This is a genomic window from Prevotella pallens (genome assembly GCF_900454935.1).
Lineage (GTDB): Bacteria > Bacteroidota > Bacteroidia > Bacteroidales > Bacteroidaceae > Prevotella > Prevotella pallens.
Genome location: NZ_UGTP01000005.1, coordinates 72,822 through 93,557, shown reverse-complemented (window position 1 = coordinate 93,557; position 20,736 = coordinate 72,822). Strand labels below are relative to the sequence as shown.

The following is a 20,736-nucleotide window of genomic DNA, read 5'->3' as shown; positions in this document are numbered from 1 at the left end:
TATGAAAACATTAACTACAATAGTGCTTATGTGTTGCTGTATATTTTCAAGCTGCAAGCACGATGGCGATTTTTGCCATTATACTATAACATTCTATAACAATTCCGATAAAGAGGTTTATATATCCCCTTCTCTGGATTATCCTGATACAGTCAATGTTCCAAATTACCATGTGTTAGGTTTACCTGATATCTATAAAATAGCTCCGCACGGTTACAATAAGACTGCATTAGAAGTTCGCGATTGTTATGAAAAGACACTGAGAATCCATGAAAATGGAAAGATGGACACTCTGATGTTATTTGTTTTTGATGCTAACATATTGGAAACGAACAAAATATATGATTATAATGCTGTGTTGCAAAGGATAGATGTGAATATTGAGGATTTAAGGAAATTGAATTGGATATTATCTTATCCTCGTAAATAGTCGACCCTTAAAAAGCCCATTTCACCGAGAAGTTATCCCAACTTAACTTCTCGGTGACATTTTTTATAAGGCACAAAAGAGCGTTCATTGCTCTTTTGAAGTTATACGCGGCGGCTGCCAGCATTATATTTATGGCATCCCCTCTCACACCTTTATAAAAGTTGCGAGATAACCTGTAATCACTTTTAAGATGTCCTATAGTAGGTTCTATTCCTGCTCGCTTGCAAAACAGTTTGTGTTTCTTTCTCTTTTGGTAATAACTGTCTTTGTCTTTAGGGGCTTGCGGTATGAGTATCTTTGTCGTCCCTACCTGCTTCGTCCCTCTATATCCCCTGTCCCCTGCAAGGTTCTCAATGCGCCTACCTGTCATTCTTTCCGTCTGTTGTAAGGTCGCTTCTATGGTATGTCCATCATACTCATTCCTAAAAGAGACGGCTGCAAGAATAATTCCTGACAGCGAGCGGATAAAGGAAGCCTTGTTGCCAAACTCATAAAATCCTGATTATTAGAAGTCTGAGAAGGATATGTGTCAAAGGAGGAACGAATAAGAAACGAGCGAGCTTCTTTTCCTTTCTTTATTCTGCAATGTCTCAAAGAACCTTCTGTTAATGCTGCAAAGATAGCAATTTTCTCGTAGAAAATAATATGGACGGGAAGAAATTGGACTATAAACTTTGAATTTCTTACATCTTAGTTAAAATATCTTCAAAGCCCTTTTTCGATGAGATATTAATATCGATAAGGTGTTGATAATCAGAATATTTTTTTAATAAGTCAGTTCTAATTGAATGTTGTAACTATGAAAATGAAGCCTTCTCAAATAGCCATGAGATGCAATATGGTGCAATAAAACAAAAAAAATCTCAAAAATAATTTCCGATTTCTTTGGATTTCTCAAAAATGTTATATACTTTTGCCAACAAGGATATAACTAATAACAGGCTTATGGTCGTAACTCATTCTTTGAATGGATTTCACTCTCCGTCTACGAAATATATCCTTCTTATTCGTGGCGTTTGAGTGTTGGCTGAAATTAGGGCAAGATAATTTCAGCCATATAGTTTTATTGCACACTCTGAGTTATCCACTTTTTAATGCTTATTAATTTTACAGGCCCATGAGACGATATTTACTCCCATTGTCCGCCCTTGTTGTTTTTGCTGGTATGGCTACTTCCGTATCCGCCCAAGTTCCAAGGGCAAGAATTGCCCCCGAAGCATGGTTCCGGACTGTCCCTACTTCTTCCTCATTGTTAGGAACTTATCATTGGATAGACCTTTCGGGCGATTCTATAACAACAGTTTCTCGAAACAGAAACAATCCCACATTGGTAAATACCAATGCCCTTCCTTTCCCAGACACGCACAGTATCAATTTTCATCCTGCACTCAGGTTTTCAGGCTCTATCTTCCAAAAGGAGCTGGCACTATCCTACAGTTCCCTTGCCCAAGGAACTGTCATCGGAATCTTTGCCCCCATAGCAACCACCTCCTCCTCCGATGCGGCACTTTTTGGCTTAAAGGGACGAAATGGAGAAGAAACTCTGGTTGGAAAGGATAAGGTACATTATGCCGGCAGTGGGGCATACCTTGACTACGGCAAAGCACAGGGAGAGGACCTGCTTTATGGCTCTGCCGAGAAAGAAACCAAACCAGAATTTCTGGAACGTTTCCCCAGGGTTGTTTCCTATATGTGGGCTAACCGGCCTGTACATTCCGTGTGGGGTGAGCCGAAACACTCGTTAGTCACTATCGGAAGTACTCCCGGACATAGGGATACTCGGTTCAGCCAGTCCTATCTTGATATGACAAGAGACGTGGCATCCTTTGATGGGTATATCCCAGAGTTCATTGTGTTCAACCGTATGCTGACACCTGCAGAGCGGCTCCGTGTTGAAAGCGGTCTAGCCCTACGCTACGGTCTAACCCTCTATAGTTCCTATCTTGACAGCCGAGGAAACCTTCTTTGGGACTTTGCCACCAACAAGACTTACCATCACAGGGTAACCGGCATTATCCGTGACGATGAAAGCAGCCTGTTGCAGACACTTTCTTCGACTTCCTACGAAGAATCTCCAAATTATACAACGGAGAAGAATACAGGGAGCTATTACCAGAACAGTCCTTATGGTCTGCCCTCTTCCAAACAGACACTTGTAGTAGGACGGGAGTACGGAAGTCCATTTCTTTCTGGGAGCTATCTCATCTGGGGTGATGACGGAAATAGGATGATTTTCCATACAGTTGGTCCGGACAGCCTGCTGCACCTGCTTGACAGGACCTGGCTTGCACGGACAAATATTACGGAGAAGGTTGATACATCCGCTGCCAGATGGTTCTCCCAAGATTTCAAGATTGTCCGCAGCGGGTTCACCGATGCCCTCATACGCAGTGGTGATGGGACAGAAGCAACGGCAGTTTCCGCCCTTCTCTTCGGGACGGAAGGTTCTGTTGAATTGGTCTGCCCTGCCTCCTTTCCTTCATTTGACATCGGATATACCACAGTCTCTGAGAATTCCTGCAAATACGGTTTCCGCATAGTTACTCCAACAAGAATTCAAGTCATTGAAGACGGGACGCTCAGGAAAACCATTCCTGTCAGTTCGATATCAGGAAAGCGCCTTCTTGTCAGGAAATGTGGGAATTTGGTCTTCTTATCCGTAGATGGTGTGGGAAATGACCATCTATGTGTGAATATCCAGGAAAATCCCAATATTTCCGAATCCGCTTCCTGCAGGGCTGTCATCAAAGCTGTAGCCTCTGGTGCCCTTTCACTTTCCGATGTCCGTGTTACGGGTACATCGGTAACGGGCAATATGGCGGAGTTGAGTTACGCACTGCTCAAGGACAAAGGACGGGAGTTCTTCACAGGCAGGATACCCCTATTGATTATTGATCCCACGGGAAGCGGAGACTTCACTTCTGACAATATACGTTTCGTCAGAAGCTCATCCACAGACCATACTCGTGAGAAAATTATTTTCCGCAATGTCTTCCTTGATACCGACGGCAGCGGAAGTGACATTTTCTCTTTCGGCTACTACGACGGACTAAAGGCGTCCATCCTTCCACATGACACACACTGTAAGAACGGCACGTCTTTGCCGGACGGCAGTATCAATATAGCAATAGAACTGGGAACACCTTCCTATACCTATCGTCTAAAAGCTGCTGAAGTTCCTGGCATTCCGCCGAAAAGCATTGTCCGTGAAGGGACGTTCGGTGATGATATTTTCACTATTGGGCATCTTTTCACGGGCCTTTATGAGCTTACCTTGGCACAGGGAGGAAGCAATAGTATCTCTTCTGCCGGTACCCTGTTGTTTCACAGCTATTCTGAAGACCCGAGGAGTTTCCGCACAGGAAGTATGTCATGGGTACACCCTGACCTGTCCTCTAATGTGCGCATCGGAATATTGCAAGCTGGCAGTTCTTCTAAATCAGTAAGATATGGTTTTGAGGTACGAAGCGACAAGGTGCGAATCATCCAGAATGGCAGAATCGTTCCTCCGGCTTACACCATCTCCACGGGGGATTCTCTGGGTATCCGCCTAGACGGTAACGGGGTATCCTATTATATTAACGGAAAAGATATAAAGACCCTGAAAGAAAAAATTGCCGAATGGAGTGCCGTGGTCAATTACGGTGCTGGGAAATCCCACGTTGTGGCATTCAAGGTTTCAGGTGCACATGTCCCCGAGTTTAACTCAAACGTCCCCACAGCAGTTGAAAATGTCGGAGTATGCAGTATCACCCGGCAGGTACGTGTCGGTAGCGAGTGTGGTCTTCCATCCGAGGTCCTTTCCCCACTTGAAACACGGAGTGAAGCAAAGCCTAAACCGGCAGAACTGAGAACAGAAGCCTATGACGGTCGTTTCTTCGTTTCACAGGATGGTGACCTCACTCTCTATACAAGGCTACTGACGGAGACCTCTGAGGCAGCAACCCTCATGGTGTTTGACGTTGTAGGCCATCTTCTGTCCGAAAAAGCCTACGGACAGGGAACCGAACGAATACTTCGGGAAATTGTTCCCGCTCCTGGTGTTTATATAGTAAAGGCGATTACACAAAACGCCGAGCATACACAAAAAATCATCATAAAATAGCGACAACTATGAAACTGACGCTCACTTTGGCATTAGTCGCTACGATCGTGACAGTGTCCGCTATTGCCGTTGTGCAATACCAACAAGACGATTCTCTTGCAACACAGGAGAAGGGTACAGAAAACATTTATATGGTCTCTTCTGGGAAAGTTCAGGCTATGCCCGGACAGCTTTTAGGAAAGAAAAAGAAAGGGAACAAGATATCCAAAGGGGAACTGCTCCGAGAGGAACATTCCGAAAAACATGGAAACGATGTTCCTGCGGGGCTTGGAAGCTCCACCTCGTTTGCTACACCAAACAGCGGAATTGTCGGCATACCTGACGGGCGAGTGTCAGACAATCCCGAAGACAATCTTTTCGAGATTACTCTTGCCAAGGTTCCTTCCAATTCACGAGTATGGCTTGTTTATGACCTAAAGGGTGTATCCTCTGCATCGGGAGTAAGCAAGAGTATCAACGATCGTCCGGGAGTGGGCGGTTATCTTACGGCACTATCCAAGGAATGGAAGACCGTTCGGGAGGAAATCAGCCCCTCTTGGGTTAAGGCAGGTAAGAACACCATCTTGTTCACGCTTCCTTCTGATGCCTCTTACAGTTATAGCGTCAGGAATGTCCGCATAGAGACCTCCCCACTCGAAAAGACACAAGAATCCATTGTGTTCTCGGAGCATCCGACAGCATACGGTTCTTTGGCATACGTCCATGGATTTATTCGTGGCAAAGCTGATGGGATTACTATATCAGGACAAAAGATAACTGTCAGAAATGGAGAGTTCGAAGGTGTAGTTCCTGTTAGCACAGGTCGATTGTCTCTCACGGCTTCGGTATCAGGTAAGAGCGTAAACAAAACGCTTTCCGTTGCACGGAATAGCAAAGCTGATTTCAGCCGTGCCTTTGTTTCTGTCGGAACAGTGGTTGGAAAACAATTCCTTGCTCATCAATCCGACAGCCTTGTCATAGCCGGCAATACGCTCTCTGTTACCAAGGGTGAAATTTCTAAAACGGGGAAATACACCATTACGGCACTTCGTGAAACGGATATCCCCGCCTTGGACTATGGTATGACCAATGTGACGGCACGTGACGAGGGGTATCGCTTCTTGCCTCACGGCGAACACTTTGCTGGGAAGGGTGCAACAGTCAAAATCAAGTATGACCGCACAAGGATACCAAGCGGTTTTACAGAAGACGATATCAACACCTACTATTTCGATAAAGAGACAAAACATTGGGTGGCTCTCGAAAGGGTGAAAGTGGACAAGGCTTCTGCCTGTGTGGTATCAAAGACCACTCACTTTACAGATATGATTAACGGTGTCATCAAAGCCCCCGAATCACCACAGACCGACGGATTCACACCAACAATGATGAACGACATCAAGGCAGCCGATCCGACATCAAAAATCAATCTCATTACACCTCCTACAGCTAACAACCGAGGTTCTGCCAATCTTCAGTATGGCTTTGAAATGCCTCCCGCACGCAATGGTATGGCTCCTTCTTTGGGCATACAGTACAGTAGTGAAGGCGGTAGTGGATGGCTTGGAGAGGGTTGGAATCTCTCTGTTCCTTCTATTACGTTGGATACTCGCTGGGGTGTTCCAAGATACGATACAAGTAAAGAAACCGAAACTTATTTGATGTCGGGTTCTATGCTTTCCACGATGGGTGACGACGGCAAGATGGGTGTGGCTCACCGTGGTGAGAAGATGAACCGAAAAGCGGACAGACAGTTCTACACTCGGCAGGGAGGAGACTTCAGCCGTATTATCCGAAAGGGTAATTCTCCTGCCGACTATACTTGGGAAGTAACTGACAAACAAGGAATCAAATATATTTATGGTGGAGAAGGTGCCATTCTCAAAGGTACCATCACCGATGCAAGTGGTCAAAGCCGTGAGGTGATTACCGAATGGAAGCTCAAACGTGTGGAAGAAACACACGGTGATTATATCGAATACGTCTATGAGACAGCCGACGAACCTGTTCGTGGTGGACTTGTGGCAAAAGCCATTTATCTTAAGGAAGTACGTGCTGGTAATAGCGGACAATCACCCCACACAGTGGTTGTCTTAGAAGGCAGTAAACAGAAACGACTCAAAAACAACAATGCAAGATATGGCTTCCTAACCTCATCGAATCGTTTGTTAGAGAAGCTAACGGTGCACTTCCAAGGAAGTACGCTCCGCAGTTATGCCTTTACCTATAGCGAGGGTGCGTTCAACAAAGATGTGCTTACGGGTGTAAAGCAACTCGACGACAAAGGTGCAGAAGTGTCTTATCAGAATTTTGACTATTACGATGATGTGCAGGCTGCTAAGGGGTATGTGCCTTTTAAGGAAAAACAGGAAATATGGAATACGCACGATGACGGCCTTGACGCAGGATTTATAAGTCCTCTCAAAGAAGTTGGTGGCATATTCAGCGACAAACCTACTGCCTTAGGAGGAACAACAAGCCTTTCTTATGGTGGCTCTTTCTATGCTGGAGCAGGAGTTGATGATCAAAGTTCTTCAACAAGTGGCACTATTGGTGGTTCTTTTAATTACTCTCATGATAATTCTAAGGGATTATTGACTTTTGCAGACCTTAACGGAGATGGATTACCCGACAAGATATATCAGGATGGAGGTTCTGTGTACTATCGTCCGCAAATATGCACAGACGAAAAGAAAATAACCTATGGAGAACCTATCAAAGTTATTGGTATCTCTAAATTTTCTGCTTCATCCAGTAATACTTTCTCTGGAGGACCTGCCATCAAGGCTGGGTGGCAGTATATTATGGCTACTGTTGCTACAAGTACCTCCCGCACAACTACTAAAACCTCTGTATATTTCAGCGATGTTAATGGTGATGGGCTTGTAGATATAGTTTCTAGTGGTAAGGTTTATTTTAATCATATAGAATTTGATGCGCAAGGTCATGCCATTCCTCATTTTACGCTTAGCAGCGCCGATACACCAAGCCCTATCATCTATGATGCCAAGAAAATAGATAAAACTATTGGGGAGATTGATCCTGCCGAGCAAGCAGAACTGATTAAATCCTCTCCGATGGAAGATATGGTACGTGTATGGCAGGCACCTAAAGATGGAATCATCAGCATCTCGGGTACAGTTAGTTTGATTACTCCAACAGGCGAATACGATACCGATGAGTATGCTCATGCTGACGGTGTGCGCGTAGCCATTCAGAAAGGCAGTACAGAACTCTGGAGTAAGAAAATTGCCAAGGGAGATGCAACGGCTTATAATGCTACGGCACAGAATATCACTGTCAAGAAAGGCGACCGCATTTATTTCCGTGTCCAGTCTGGTACGGAGGAAACAAGCAACGGTGCCTTTGACAACGTGAAATGGGCGCCTGTCATTACCTATACAGGTGCGGCAGAAACACTCCCCGGCGGATTATCTACCACTGTTTATCAACCTCAGGAGGGTGCCGTTTATGATGCCAATACACTGACCAATGTGGCAGAGAGCGCTTCTTTGAACCTGTCAGGCAAGTTCGCCAAACCCGTCACAACAGATGACGTTACGCTCAGAATTGTCGCATCTAATGAGTTAAAAGACAGCTTGGGTAATAATAATCCGAATTATAAAAAAAGAGAAATCTATACCCGTACCTTAGCATGGAATGAAGCGTTTGACGGAGAAATTAAACAGACGATTCCTAATCCGGATGGCTTGACAAATCTAAACTTTGAAATCAGTTCTTCTTCTAATGTGGATTGGTCGAAAATAAAGTGGACCCCACAAATAGAGACCATAGGCAAGGATGGTAGCAGGCAGCGTACGGCAGGGGCAACCCATTATGTTCTCTTTGCTGACATGGTTAGTGAAGGTAAGCCTGTAGTACTTGCTTCCAATGTTTCAACCCTGACAGTTACTCCGAGTATCACGATGCTACCACCAACGGTAAACGGAATGGTGACGATGACAGTCAAGACTGTAGACAAACTGCTGGGTAAAAAGACTTACACTTTCAGTGGTGGCAGTCTTTTAGGGGATCCTCTGATAATCACCGGTATCAGTGCAGGCAAGATATGGATAGATTACTTCTATTCAGGTAACATCTCAGGTCAGATAGTAACTTCTGCAGCTACTGTCAGTGGCATAGGAACAGCACAGGCAGGCTTCTATGCCCAGACAGAGAACAAAGGCTTCGGCACAATGTATCGTGGTTGGGGTGGTTTTGTTTATAATGCTTCCGAAGGTAGGTATAGCAAACCTATTGATGAATCACTGCTGAAGCTCCCCGATAGCAAGGATGCCAAGATGGATCCTTTGACAATGGCATTTGTACCAATAGGAACAGACCAAAGTTCATTTGATAGATGGATAGGACAACGAGCAGAATTGTACCTTACAGCTGAAGAAGCTGGGGCTTCAAGACTAACTGAACAAAATGTAATATTAACTAACCCATTCGAACATATTGATGATATAACAGGAGTTTCCGGTACGTGTCTACAAGGAACCGGTGCTGTAGCTATAACACAGGAAATGGTTGCAACAAGTGATGTCAATCAGGCAGGCATTGCTTTTACATACAATGATGCAAGTGGTAAGAGTGTAACTCGCTCCACTATGATGGATTTCAATGGGGATGGTTTCCCGGATATTTTTCAAAAAGGAATCATACAATATACAAATTCGCAAGGAGGTATCAGTGGCGAAAAGTATAGTGGAATCGGAACCATTGGCAGTGAAAATAAGTCTGAAGGATGGGCATTGGGAAGTGACCCTATTATTTCGATAAGTTCTACGATTGCTCATATTGCAAAAGGAAAGGATCATTCCAGCAACCAAGGCTCCAGCAACAAGGCAAAAGCTCGTATGTCTGGATCTGTCAGTATTCCTCCCTCTAACAAGGATTGGAGCACAGAAACATTCATGGATGTGAATGGAGACGGTCTACCTGATAAAATTATTAAGGGAAATAAAGTTCGACTTAATTTAGGGTACAACTTCACAGAACCAATTGATTGGGGAATTGATCGAATACAAGGAGGTAAGGGAATTACTTATAACGCCAATATAGGTGGTAGCTTCAATAAGGGGTCATCAAGCTTCGCCGGGGGATACAATGTTGTAACCTCTAAGAATGGAGAAGAGTATAATCTCTCTGATGTAAATTCTGACGGATTACCAGATAAGGTATGGCGCAATGGCAAGACTATTATGGTGGCGCTTAATATCGGTAATGGCTTTATGGATGCCATTCAGTGGAAAGGGCTTTCTTCTCTTAGCGAATCTGCCTCAACCTCAGAGGGTGCTGAGGTTGCATTTACTGTCAATTTTACTCCAAAGTTAATCCCTGTCAAAATTTCCATAAATCCAGTTGTTTCTGTCAGTCACAGTATAAATCGTAACAACTATGCTTTGCAAGATGTAGACGGCGACGGCTACCTCGACATCGTAGAATCCGATAAGGAAAGTGAACTGAAAGTAACCCGCTCCGCCATCGGCAGAACGAACATGCTCAAGAGCGTGACCAACTCCCTTGGCGGAACCTTTACACTGGACTACGAACACAGCATGCCTACTTACGGACTTCCCGGTGGTAAATGGGTAATGTCGTCCGTAACCATTGACGATGGTATCCGTGATGATGGACCGATGATGAAGACGATGTTTGCCTATTCAGATGGACAGAAGGATCGCCACGAACGTGAGTTCCTCGGTTTTGGAAAGGTCGTAACCAAGAATATCGACACCGAACAGGGTGAATCCGCAGTCTATCGTCAGGCTGTGCAACTCTATGACGTGTCTACCTACTACGCACAGGGCAATGAGCTTGGAGCGTCTGTAGAGGATGCCAAAGGCAACAAATACACCGAGACACGCAATGAATATGACGGCTACTACCTCACTGCCAACGGTGACAAGTACACTTTTACCAAGCAGACCAAGCTCTGTAGCGACCGCGCTTCCGCTTTCGTACCGCTCCGCTATACCGCCAATAAACAGTATGAGGGACAGGCAACCGGCATCACTACCTCAGAGGCTTGGAACGAGTATTACCTCACTGGCTATCACGGAGAACTGAAGTCCTACAAGTTCAGTGATAAGGGTAAGTTGGGTGCTGACGGTTCGGGTAAGTTCGACTACCAAACCGCAATACAATATGCTCACAATGATAACAAACATATCTTCGGACTACCTACCAACGTAACCGTAACGGGCGGTGATGGTAAGATTTATCATCAAGTTTCTGCGACTTACGATTTGAACTATGCCGACCATATCACGCAGATTAAACAACAACTCGGAAGCGGCGAAGCTGTCTCAGACTATACTTATGATGCTTACGGCAACATCATCAAGACCACGCTTCCTGCTAACAGCAAAGGACAGCGCATGTGGTATACCTACCGCTATGAGCCGGTGATGAATATGTATGTGGAGCGCATAGACGATGCATTTGGCTACCGTAGCGAGGCTGCCAACTTCGACTACCGCTATGGCATGGCACTCCGCCGTATGGATCTCAACCACTTCTATTATGAAACGGATATAGACAACCTCGGACGTGTGAAAGCTGTGCGCGGGCCTAATGAGTTGGCAACAGGTGTGCCTTACATCATTGCCTTTGACTATCAACCTAAGGCTACTTTCGGCACCAACGGCATTACAGTGCCTGCTTACGCAGTGACGAAGCATTACGACATACAGCACCCAAGCGATGATATGGAGACCGTAACCTTCGTGGACGGCTTCGGGCGTCCCGTTCAGGTGAAGAAAGACGGTGTGGTAACCACAGCTGCCAAGGGTAGTGCTCCGAAAGACGAGACCGTGATGATTGTCAGCGGACGCAATGTCTATGACGCTTTCGGTCGTGTGGCTAAGGCTTACTACCCTGTAACCGAAGCAGTGGGCAGCAAGACAACTTTCAACAAGGCATTTGACAACGTGTCGCCAACCGTAACGGTTTATGACGTGCTTGACCGTGCCATGAAAGTAACGCTTCCGGACAATGCTGAGACCAAGACGGAATACTCTACGGACGCAGGTAGCAATGCACTCGTAACGACTGTCACTGATGCGTTGGGTAATCGTCAAGCAACCTATACCGACGGTAGTGGCAAGACCGTGAAGACCGAGCAACTCAGCGGACCTGACGGTATCATTACCACTTCTTTCGAGTATGATGGTATCGACCGATTGGTCAAGGTAACAGACACGGAGGGCAACGTAACGACATCCGTCTATGATATGGGCGACCGTCGCACAGAGGTAAACCACCCTGCAAGCGGTATCACCACCTTTACCTACGATGCTTTAGGCAATGTACTAACCAAGCAGACCGCCAACCTTAAGAAGGAGGACAAGACCATCAATTACGAGTACGACTACGGACGTCTGACAGCCATCAACTATCCCGACCATCCGGAGAACAACGTGAAGTACCATTACGGTGGTATCAACTCTTCTCACAACCGTATCGGCAGATTGATGCTTCGTGAGGACGGTAGTGGTGCTATCGAGTATTACTACGGTAAGATGGGTGAGGTCTTGAAGACCGTGCGCACGCTGATTGTGCCTAACCAGGCAGTGGCAACCTACGTAACACAGTGGAAGTATGACAGCCATGACCGCCTATTGGAAATGATTTATCCCGATGAGGAGAAAGTAACCTACGGCTATAACCTCGGTGGACAGGTAGACCACGTGCGTGGCTACAAGTCCTACGGTTATGACTATGTGAACAAGATAGGTTATGACAAGTTTGAGCAGCGCACCTATCTGAAGTATTGCAATGGAGCGGAGACGTTCTACAGTTACGACCCTGCACGCAGACGGTTGCAGAACCTCGTGGTCAATGCTAAGGCAGGTACTATTATGGACAATGCCTACAGCTACGACGCTGTGAGCAACGTGCTTGGTATTAAGAACAATGCTCCACTCCCACAGAGTGGCAAGGCAGGCGGACAGATGAGCCATAGTTACACCTACGACCCATTGTATCGTTTGGCAAGCGCAACGGGAACTTATAAGGGAACGGACAATAAAGCCGCTTCTTATACGTTATCTATGGGCTACGACAACATGCATCGTATCACGAGTAAGAAGCAACATCTCTCGCAGACAGGTGTACAGTTTGACGGCACGCTCAACGCAGGCTATGAACTCGCCTATACTTATCAAAAGGCAGATGGTAAGAAGTTCCAACTCGACAATGTTCGTGATATCAACTACCGAACGGAAGAAACTCCTACGGAGAGCACGAACATCAACAACGGACACAAGTACACTTACGACCTCAACGGAAACCTTGTCTATATCAACACCTCTCGTGTAAAGCGTGACGGCAAGGAAGATGAAAAGGCAAGTGAGCAGAAGTACCGTTGGGACGAGGAGAACCGCTTGTTGGCAGCCGATGAGAATGGTTTTGTAAGCAACTATTGGTACGATGCCGATGGTGAGCGCACGGTGAAGACCAGTGGCGAGAATGAAGCCATATACGTAAACTCCGAGTTCTCGGGTGGCAACACAGGTACGGCAAGGTTCTCACTCTATGTCAGCCCATACCTCGTGGCAGGGCAAGGTGGCAAATATACGAAGCACATCTACATCGGCTCGCAGCGTATTGTCAGCAAGCTTGGCGACCTTGCAAGTTATGGTGCAGACCCAAGACGAATACCTTATGCAGGCAATGAGGCTGATGGCTTGACTATCAATTACAAGGACAAGTATGCAAAGCAACTGCAATCCATTAAAGACAACTACAAGGCGTTTGACCAACCTTATAACGGTAAGGACAATGACGACTACGTAAACGGTCAGGGGTTCTGTTGCAACGATGGCACGCCAGAGGCGGCACAGGCTATGGTACGTACAAGGGCTGCAAATGGCAACTTCAAGCCTAACGACGACTACGAAAAGATGCAGTTCTACTACCACCCTGACCACTTAGGCAGCAGTAATTACATCACCAACTTGGACGGCGAAGTATCACAGCATATCGAATATGTACCATTTGGAGAGGTGTTCATAGAAGAACGTAACAACACTTGGAACACGCCTTATCTCTTTAACGCCAAAGAATTTGATGAGGAGACGGGTATGTACTACTATGGTGCGAGATACTATGAACCGAGGTTGAGTCTGTGGATGAGCATAGACCCCATCTCTAATTATGATCCAAGAAATAGCGAAAATTATCTTGACGGGGAGCATAATGGTGGAGTTTTAAATTATTTGAATTTGAATCCATATATTTATTGCTACCAGAGTCCTGTAAAATTGAAAGATCCAAATGGCAAACAAGTTATAGCTGTCCATGGAACTTGGTCTAGTAATAAAACATGGCAAAATCAATCTGGCATTAATAGATATACCAGAAAAACGTTTGGCAATAAATCTTTTAATTATAGTTTTAATTGGTCTGGTGGAAATTATACCAGTATGAGAACAACCGCAGCTAAAAATCTTGTTAAAAAAGCTCTTGAGTTACGGAGGAGTCTACCGAGGAGCGAACCTTTAACTATTGTTGGACATAGTCACGGGGGAAATGTTGGTATAGAAGCTATCAATTTGATGGTAACTATGCCAGAATTCAAAGATGTAAAAATAAATTTATTAACGATAAATACTCCGGTACGTAATGATTATCAACTATCTAAAGAGGCTCAACAAAGAGTTACTCATATTAATGTTTACGATCCTTCAGATCCTGTACAAATTAAAGGTGGAAACAGTTTCAGAGTTTTACCTGATAACCCATCTACTACAAAAGGAACAGGTGAATATGGGCAGGCAGGAAGAATGTTCAAAAACGCAAAAAATATAAGAGTAAATAATCCACAAGGATTTATTGATCACTGGGAAGGTGCAAGAAATGTTATGTACCCTGTATTTGGCGATTTCCATAATTCCCATAATAGAGTAAAAGATTGGGAAAATAAGTAATTATACGTAGGTAGATGAGGTTCTTGCATTGGGTGAGAACTTCATCTTCTTTAGTATATAAACCAACTGGTCTTTTGAAAGGTCAATTTATAAAAGGCTTATTCCCGATTAATTCCCCCCTAGAATAACCATTTTGAAATAAAAGTCAGCACAAATGAATAGAATTTTTTTTTCGGCTACAATAATCATTATTTTGCTGTGTACAGGTTGTAATAATATTAATAATAGAAAGATGGCAGTGTTATCTCTTCGAGAACTACCGAACTTTGTGCAAGATACATTGAGGAAACTACCTGTAGATGAATATGGATGTTACCCTGATTTAATAGATTTCACAAATAAATTTCATTATAGAAGTACAACTATAGGACCTTGGCAACACGAACAGATCCTAACAGATTCTATAAATCAGGTTTCCTACTCATTCTCTTATGATACTCCCCGACCATTTATTGTCACTTCAACATTTATTGCTTTTCCAATGACCTATGTTAATTCTCTAAAGGAATTTCATTCCAACACTTTGTCTTTTAGGGTTGTTTATATGGAGAGATAATCATTCTATAAGTTTCATATTTACAGATATTAAACCATGACAATAAACGTTGATAAGTTGCAACTACCATACTATCAAAGGGAGTTGTTAAATCCTCCAAATCAATTGCCTAATTTTCAAAAGATTATCAACTATTAGGTATAAAGGCAGGGATAAATTCTCTGCCTTTTGCTTTTTTTGTAACCCCAAACAAAGAGAAAATGACCTTACGAGAACGCTTCGAAACTTTATGCTCCAGATTGGGAGTTAAGTTTCAATGCCGCATCGCCACTCAAACAATATTCTCAAAAGAGGTAAAGTACAGGTAAACAACGCTACCGATGCAAACTTTGCCAGAAGCATTTTATTACTGACTACACATACAAAGCATATCTTCCTAACACTGATTCTAAAATCACTCAACTACCCAAAGAGGGATTGGGCTTCCGCAGTACGGAACGAATGCTGGGTATTAGATTTATCAGTATTTATTCATGTCTACTCTCAAGAAATTTTGTCAGTTGTACTGCTTGTTGTTGCAGTCTAATAAGAAGTTGGGAATAGGTTTCGAGTCTGCCGAGCATTCGTTGAGCAGTGGCGACAGAATGATAAGCATTGAGGACTTTCACGGCTTCGTTGTATAGTACGCCTATCTTATGAGTCATGACGACGATTTCTGAGAGTTTCTCCAAGTAAGGCTTCTTTGAAGGGTCTTCCGTGATGACCTTAAAGGCTTCACCCAAAAGCCTTGCTCGGACAAAATCGCTTTTTGTCTTTGCTCCCGACTTGCGATAGAGTCTGATAAGTTTCTGCTGGTCTTCAGAATTAGGTATCCTGATGTGCCATCTGTCCCATCTTGGGCAGGTGGCACATCTGCCGTCTGGCTTCTTTTGTTTCTGCTTTTTCATTGCTTTCTAATTACGACTTTGGAGTGATTTAATCCCCCTTTGGGGCAAGGGTCTTTGTGGTACAAACGATAGTTTGTGGTACAAAGACACACCTTGCCAGTATAGAGAAAGAGATAGTTTGTTATGTTCCATAAAGTAACCTTTCTGGGGTGCTTTTGATAGACGAGAGTTCAAAGTTCAAGAAGTAAATCAAGAGATAAGTTTAGACTAATTTCTTGACTTACTGACTTTATGAGCTGACATATTTTTGACTAAAGTTAATTTTGACTTAGGTCGAAACTAATTTCTTGACCAAAGTCATAACTGACCATTTGACTTAAGTCGCGACTGAGTTCTTAACTTAACTCATAACTTACCTGTTTGCGGTATTGGATTATAATGTCTTTCAAGCATGGCTTGTATGTCGCTCTGCCTGTAGAGTATCTTGCCACCGATTTTGAAATAGGCAATCGTGCCATTGTCCCGATAGTCCTGAAGTGTGCGAGGACTCAACCGTAAAAGTTTGCACACTTCCTCGCCTGTCAGGTAAACCTCTCCACCCAACATCGGACGGGCTGTGGAGCAATAACGCTCCAGTTTCTTCAAAGTACCCTCCATCAACTGTGCAAACATCTGCATTTGAGGGTCTTGCTGTGTAATGATTTCTTTCTCTTCCATAGTTCATTCTGTGTTTGATTTCATTCATTGTTTGCATTCAGTAACTCTGCGATGTCGCTCTCCTTATAATAGCATTTATGTCCAATGATGGAGAAGGGTATTTTACCCGTGTCGCGATAGGATTGCAGGGTACGTTTGCTGATGCCCAAACGCTTGCACACGGCTTCGTTGTCAAGCCATTCGTCCTTTTCGGGCGGATTGCCGATGAGTTGTTCGATACTGTGGATAAAGTCTGCAAATTCGGAGCAGTGCCGCTCCCACGCTTTGCGGTCGATGATAATGAGTTTCATTGCTTTCTTTTTGTTTTGATTACTTTATTGTTACTCGGCAAACAAACTGTTATGCAGTCCATTGCCGTACTTATCGAGTGCAAAAGTAAACCCTCGGAAGCACCGCTGCAAGAAATGAGGAAAAGCAGGGAAATAGAGAGAAAACAAGAGAAAAGACCAAAGGAGAACCATCTGTGTTATTGCGGTAATGAGATGAGGTGCCGGCTCGTTCCTTTTATCACATAGCAATTATTCTTTCAACAGTTCGATAGTTCGACAAATCGATATGTAGAACTATCGATAGATAGTTTTATCGATAGATTATTTTGACGATATATAGTTTTGACAACAGATAGTTTTGACAACAGATAGTCATGACAACAAATTGTACAAACAACAGATTGTCCGTATTATCGTCAGTCCTATCTGTTGTTGGTTGTTACGCCTTGCGTCCAAAGAGCCTGAGTATGCCGTATTCTTGTCGTGCCTATGCTCTCTACGGCAGCCCTGCCCTGCAAGGTTGGGAGAGATGAATACGACCGCACGGATACAGAAAATGGCAATACCGCCTTGAAACAGAAAAATCCTGCGGTGGAGATTCTTCTCTCCATCCGCAGGACTTGACCTTGTCAGGGCAGGGCTGCCGTTGTACCTTTGCACGATAAGAAACGGCATCAGGGACTTTGCGTGTGCCTTTGCTTACAACGCCTTTGGGCTTACCCCTCCGTCTGACCGATTATTGGTAAATGATTGCTCTTGGTAAGCAGCACTATCGTGCCTGTGAGTTCGGTGTAAAGACGGTCGTATTGCTCGTCAGAAGCAAATGTGTCCGTCAAACCGAACTTGTCGAATGTGGCTTGAACAGCCTTGTTCGACAACAATATGGGTGCGAGCTTCTCTGGGAGTGGTACAGGCAATTCCCTCTCAAACTCGTTTTCCAACACAGATACAAGCGTGTCGTACTTGGAAAAGTGCAAGCCTTGATACAAGACCTCGCTTGCCATGCTCTCCGCTTCGGGGTGCGTGAAACCCTGCACTACAGCATCGCAGTAGACGGTGAGAGCCATATCTGCCCGTGCGGTGATAAACTCCGTATCTTGCAATCTCTCGGGGTGATGCTCACTCATATAACTTCTTAATTTCAACCGAAAGTAGGAAAGTTCCTGTTTGTTGTTCTTTTTCATTTTGTCCTTATTCAGTGTTGATACTTAATGATGGTTGTTTAACGGTCTAAGAAAATCATTTTATCATATTCTTGGCTTTCTTGGCGGACAAACACGCAGGGCCTTTCGCAGTTCCCTTGTGGTGTTGCTACCCATGAGTGGCTGCATTTCCCGTGCAATCTTGCTCTTGCTGACCTTTGCATAGAGTTCAGTGGTGGAAATGAAGCGGTGTCCGAGCATCTTACTGACGGTTTCTATCGGCAAGCCGTTCTCCAAACAGATGGTCGTGGCAAAGGTATGTCGTGCCGTGTGCGAGGTGGCTTCGGTATGAGATGGGAGTCCTGCCTTGATGATGATGTCCCTTATCTTGCGGTTGAAATGGCTATTCGTGGGGAACTCACGAAAGAGCAAACCCTCCTTTTGTCCGTTGCTGACAATGGTGAGTATCTCTTCGGCAATGGGTAATAAAGGAACAATGCTTCTGTTCTGAGTTTTTGTGCGACAGAGCGATATGTACCTGCGCCCATCGTCAAGTGTGTAAACATCGTCCATTCGGAGTTTCTTTAAATCAGAAAAAGCTAACCCCGTAAAACAGCCCAATAGGAAGATGAGCCTGCAATGGTTGTCCACCGAGCGGTGAGGACGATATGAGAGAAGTTTGTGTAAATCGTCAGAAGTGAGGGCATTGCGCTCGTAGGTGGGCGTTTCTATATCTATCAGTTCAAAAGGGTCTGCATAGATATACCGCTCCTGCTGTGCCTTTCTAATGACCTGATGCAGGTGGCGCAGACGGTTGGAGACGGTGCTTTCCTTGTTTCCTAAGTCCCTAAGCATGAACAGACGGTAGCTTTCTATTAGGTCCTTGTCGGCTTCTTTAGGAAGACAGTCCTCATTCCCCCTTGTTTTCAGAAATTGAACAAAGCTCTTCCTACTGTCCCTAAAAGCCCTGACGGTAGCCTTTCCTATAGTCTTGCCCTGCAATTCCTCCTTACTTTCGCAGACAGCTTGGTAAAGCTCTATGAGTGATGGAGTAGATTTTCCTTGATGTAGGAACTGCTCCTTAAGATATTCTGCCGTGATGTAGTTCTCTTCTCTTAACGTGAGTTCATAGAGTGCGTGAAGTCGTTTATCTATTGAGTCCAGTTGATGATTGACAGCATTCGCTCTGTTAGCCGCCACTTTTATACGTCCTATCTTTGATTGCCAATCAACAGGAGAGGTGTGCAATCCTGTTGAGAATGAAGCAGACGCACCATTGCAGGTGATACGGCAGCGGATAATGCATTCATTCCTTTCGCTTGTCTTGCTTCTGTCTATATAGAATAGAATAGAAAATGTACTTTTCATTGTTCTTGGACTTTTAGTTGATTAAACGATATTGTGCGATGAGAGGGAGAATCTTCTCCACATCCCGAAAGACACGCTCTGGAGAAGTCTCTGCATACACCTGTGTGGTCTTTATTTGGCTGTGTCCGAGCATTTTCGATACGCTTTCGATGGACACGCCTTCTGAAAGCGTCATCTGCGATGCGAAGGTATGCCTTGCCATGTGAAAAGTCAGCGTTTTCTGAATACCGCAAAGGCGTGCTATCTTTTTGAGGTGTATGTTCACCGTATCGCAGCCCGGTATGGGCAGCAGATACCCTTTGGGCGGTTCGTTACGGAACGCCCTCGTATGGATGCCCCTGTACCGCTCGATGATGGCGGACGCTTCGGGCAATAACGGAATGTGGCATAGGTTGCCCGTCTTCACTCTCGGCTTGCGTATCCAATCCATATCGGACTCGTGGATGATATGCTCTGCCGTGAGGTGGTACACATCCGTATAGGAAAGACCGGTATAGCACGAAAAGAGAAACATATCCCTCGATACCTGCTCGTAGCCTTGCAGTTCGTTATCGCTTAATGCTGCTATTCTGTTTACTTCCTCCCTTGTGATGTATCGGGGTGTACCCACGTCCCAGCGGATAGAGTGAGCGATGAAAGGATAGATGTCTATGATGTGCCGTTTGTGCAGGTCCTTGAGTAGGGATGCCAGTATAGTAAGATAACCAGCCGAAGTGTTGAGTTTAAAACCCTTTTCTTTGGCAAAATACTCCTCCAAGTCTTTGATAAGGGCAGTATCGGCTTTTTGCACGGGAATATCGTCCACATGGTAGCGATGTCTGAGAAATTTTGCCAGATGCTTACGGAAGAGCAGCAGACATTTCAGTCTTCTTTCACTGCGGTCTATACCCACCCGCTCACGGAAGCGGTCGATATACTCGTCTGTATGATGAAGCAGTCCCTGCGATCCACTATTCAACCCGAAAACAAGTTCTCTTATCTGCTCTGCCGTAACAGTGTTGTTCAACTTGCCCAAAAGCGATTCGTAAACTTGATGGACGCTTACTTGCAGTCGGTCAAGTTCGTTGTTTACTGATACGGCTTCTGCACTCTTGCCTACCAGTCTTTGTTTGCGACTGTCCCATAGATTGGATGTACAGGCGCATTTGCAACTGAACTGAACCATTGAGCGACCGATACTGATGCGTCCCATGATGGGACTTTTCCCATTTTTGTCCTGCGTACCTCTCTTGAGATAGAAAAGCAGCTTGATTTTTTCTTTTTCCATTGTTTTTTTGCTTGCAAAATTACATTTCTTAGAGGAACTTTGAGTGATGCAAAACATTGATAATGAAAGAGAAATCACCGTTTTAGTTACCACTTTTAGCTGTTCTTTTCCTTTCATCGTTTCTCGAACGATTTGGTA

Annotated in this window: 10 protein-coding genes and 1 pseudogene; 3 read left to right on the top strand and 8 right to left on the bottom strand. The window is 44.6% G+C overall.

Going from position 1 to position 20,736, the window contains the following annotated elements; translation table 11 throughout:
- Nucleotide 1 precedes the first annotated feature (1 nt).
- Entirely contained in the window at nt 2-430 is a 429-nt protein-coding gene (locus tag DX009_RS12505; RefSeq protein ID WP_115084328.1) for a hypothetical protein, read from the top strand.
- A gap of 7 nt (nt 431-437) precedes the next feature.
- On the opposite strand, the pseudogene DX009_RS12500 reads toward DX009_RS12505, so the two are convergent.
- Nucleotides 438-923 (bottom strand): annotated as a pseudogene (locus tag DX009_RS12500) (transposase); the annotation flags it as partial.
- Nucleotides 827-1,024, bottom strand: a complete 198-nt coding sequence (locus DX009_RS13210; RefSeq protein ID WP_147278696.1) for a hypothetical protein — start codon at nt 1,022-1,024, stop codon at nt 827-829. The pseudogene DX009_RS12500 and the gene DX009_RS13210, both read right to left, overlap by 97 nt.
- Nucleotides 1,025-1,547: 523 nt before the next feature.
- On the opposite strand from DX009_RS13210, the gene DX009_RS12495 reads away from it, so the two are divergent.
- Nucleotides 1,548-4,535, top strand: a complete 2,988-nt coding sequence (locus DX009_RS12495; RefSeq protein ID WP_115084327.1) for a T9SS type A sorting domain-containing protein — start codon at nt 1,548-1,550, stop codon at nt 4,533-4,535.
- 8 nt (nt 4,536-4,543) lie between these two features.
- Nucleotides 4,544-14,452, top strand: coding sequence for a toxin TcdB middle/N-terminal domain-containing protein (locus DX009_RS12490; protein WP_245944666.1), 9,909 nt, complete (start codon nt 4,544-4,546; stop codon nt 14,450-14,452).
- 1,023 nt (nt 14,453-15,475) lie between these two features.
- On the opposite strand, the gene DX009_RS12480 is transcribed toward DX009_RS12490, so the two are convergent.
- The 6 genes from DX009_RS12480 to DX009_RS12455 all read right to left on the bottom strand — a co-directional run bounded on the left by DX009_RS12480 (nt 15,476) and on the right by DX009_RS12455 (nt 20,598).
- Nucleotides 15,476-15,895, bottom strand: a complete 420-nt coding sequence (locus DX009_RS12480) for a plasmid mobilization protein (RefSeq protein ID WP_115084325.1) — start codon at nt 15,893-15,895, stop codon at nt 15,476-15,478.
- A gap of 345 nt (nt 15,896-16,240) precedes the next feature.
- On the bottom strand, nt 16,241-16,552 hold the full coding sequence (locus DX009_RS12475; RefSeq protein ID WP_115084324.1) for a helix-turn-helix domain-containing protein: 312 nt from the start codon (nt 16,550-16,552) through the stop codon (nt 16,241-16,243).
- A 20-nt stretch (nt 16,553-16,572) separates the two neighbouring features.
- On the bottom strand, nt 16,573-16,842 hold the full coding sequence (locus tag DX009_RS12470) for a helix-turn-helix domain-containing protein (RefSeq protein ID WP_115084323.1): 270 nt from the start codon (nt 16,840-16,842) through the stop codon (nt 16,573-16,575).
- Between the two features lie 695 nt (nt 16,843-17,537).
- The gene (locus tag DX009_RS12465; RefSeq protein ID WP_115084322.1) at nt 17,538-18,005 is read right to left on the bottom strand and encodes a DUF1896 domain-containing protein; all 468 of its coding nucleotides are present in this window, start codon (nt 18,003-18,005) and stop codon (nt 17,538-17,540) included.
- A 63-nt stretch (nt 18,006-18,068) separates the two neighbouring features.
- A complete protein-coding gene (locus tag DX009_RS12460) occupies nt 18,069-19,331 on the bottom strand; it encodes a site-specific integrase (protein WP_115084321.1) in 1,263 nt (420 codons plus the stop codon).
- A 13-nt stretch (nt 19,332-19,344) separates the two neighbouring features.
- Nucleotides 19,345-20,598, bottom strand: coding sequence for a site-specific integrase (locus DX009_RS12455; protein ID WP_115084400.1), 1,254 nt, complete (start codon nt 20,596-20,598; stop codon nt 19,345-19,347).
- Nucleotides 20,599-20,736 lie beyond the last annotated feature (138 nt).

What these genes read in the sequence shown, in the direction of transcription:
- DX009_RS12505 (WP_115084328.1), top strand. Translation starts at nt 2, where the DNA reads ATGAAAACATTAACTACAATAGTGCTTATGTGTTGCTGTATATTTTCA.
- DX009_RS12495 (WP_115084327.1), top strand. Translation starts at nt 1,548, where the DNA reads ATGAGACGATATTTACTCCCATTGTCCGCCCTTGTTGTTTTTGCTGGT.
- DX009_RS12490 (WP_245944666.1), top strand. Translation starts at nt 4,544, where the DNA reads ATGAAACTGACGCTCACTTTGGCATTAGTCGCTACGATCGTGACAGTG.
- DX009_RS12480 (WP_115084325.1), bottom strand. Translation starts at nt 15,895, where the DNA reads ATGAAAAAGCAGAAACAAAAGAAGCCAGACGGCAGATGTGCCACCTGC.
- DX009_RS12475 (WP_115084324.1), bottom strand. Translation starts at nt 16,552, where the DNA reads ATGGAAGAGAAAGAAATCATTACACAGCAAGACCCTCAAATGCAGATG.
- DX009_RS12470 (WP_115084323.1), bottom strand. Translation starts at nt 16,842, where the DNA reads ATGAAACTCATTATCATCGACCGCAAAGCGTGGGAGCGGCACTGCTCC.
- DX009_RS12465 (WP_115084322.1), bottom strand. Translation starts at nt 18,005, where the DNA reads ATGAAAAAGAACAACAAACAGGAACTTTCCTACTTTCGGTTGAAATTA.
- DX009_RS12460 (WP_115084321.1), bottom strand. Translation starts at nt 19,331, where the DNA reads ATGAAAAGTACATTTTCTATTCTATTCTATATAGACAGAAGCAAGACA.
- DX009_RS12455 (WP_115084400.1), bottom strand. Translation starts at nt 20,598, where the DNA reads ATGGAAAAAGAAAAAATCAAGCTGCTTTTCTATCTCAAGAGAGGTACG.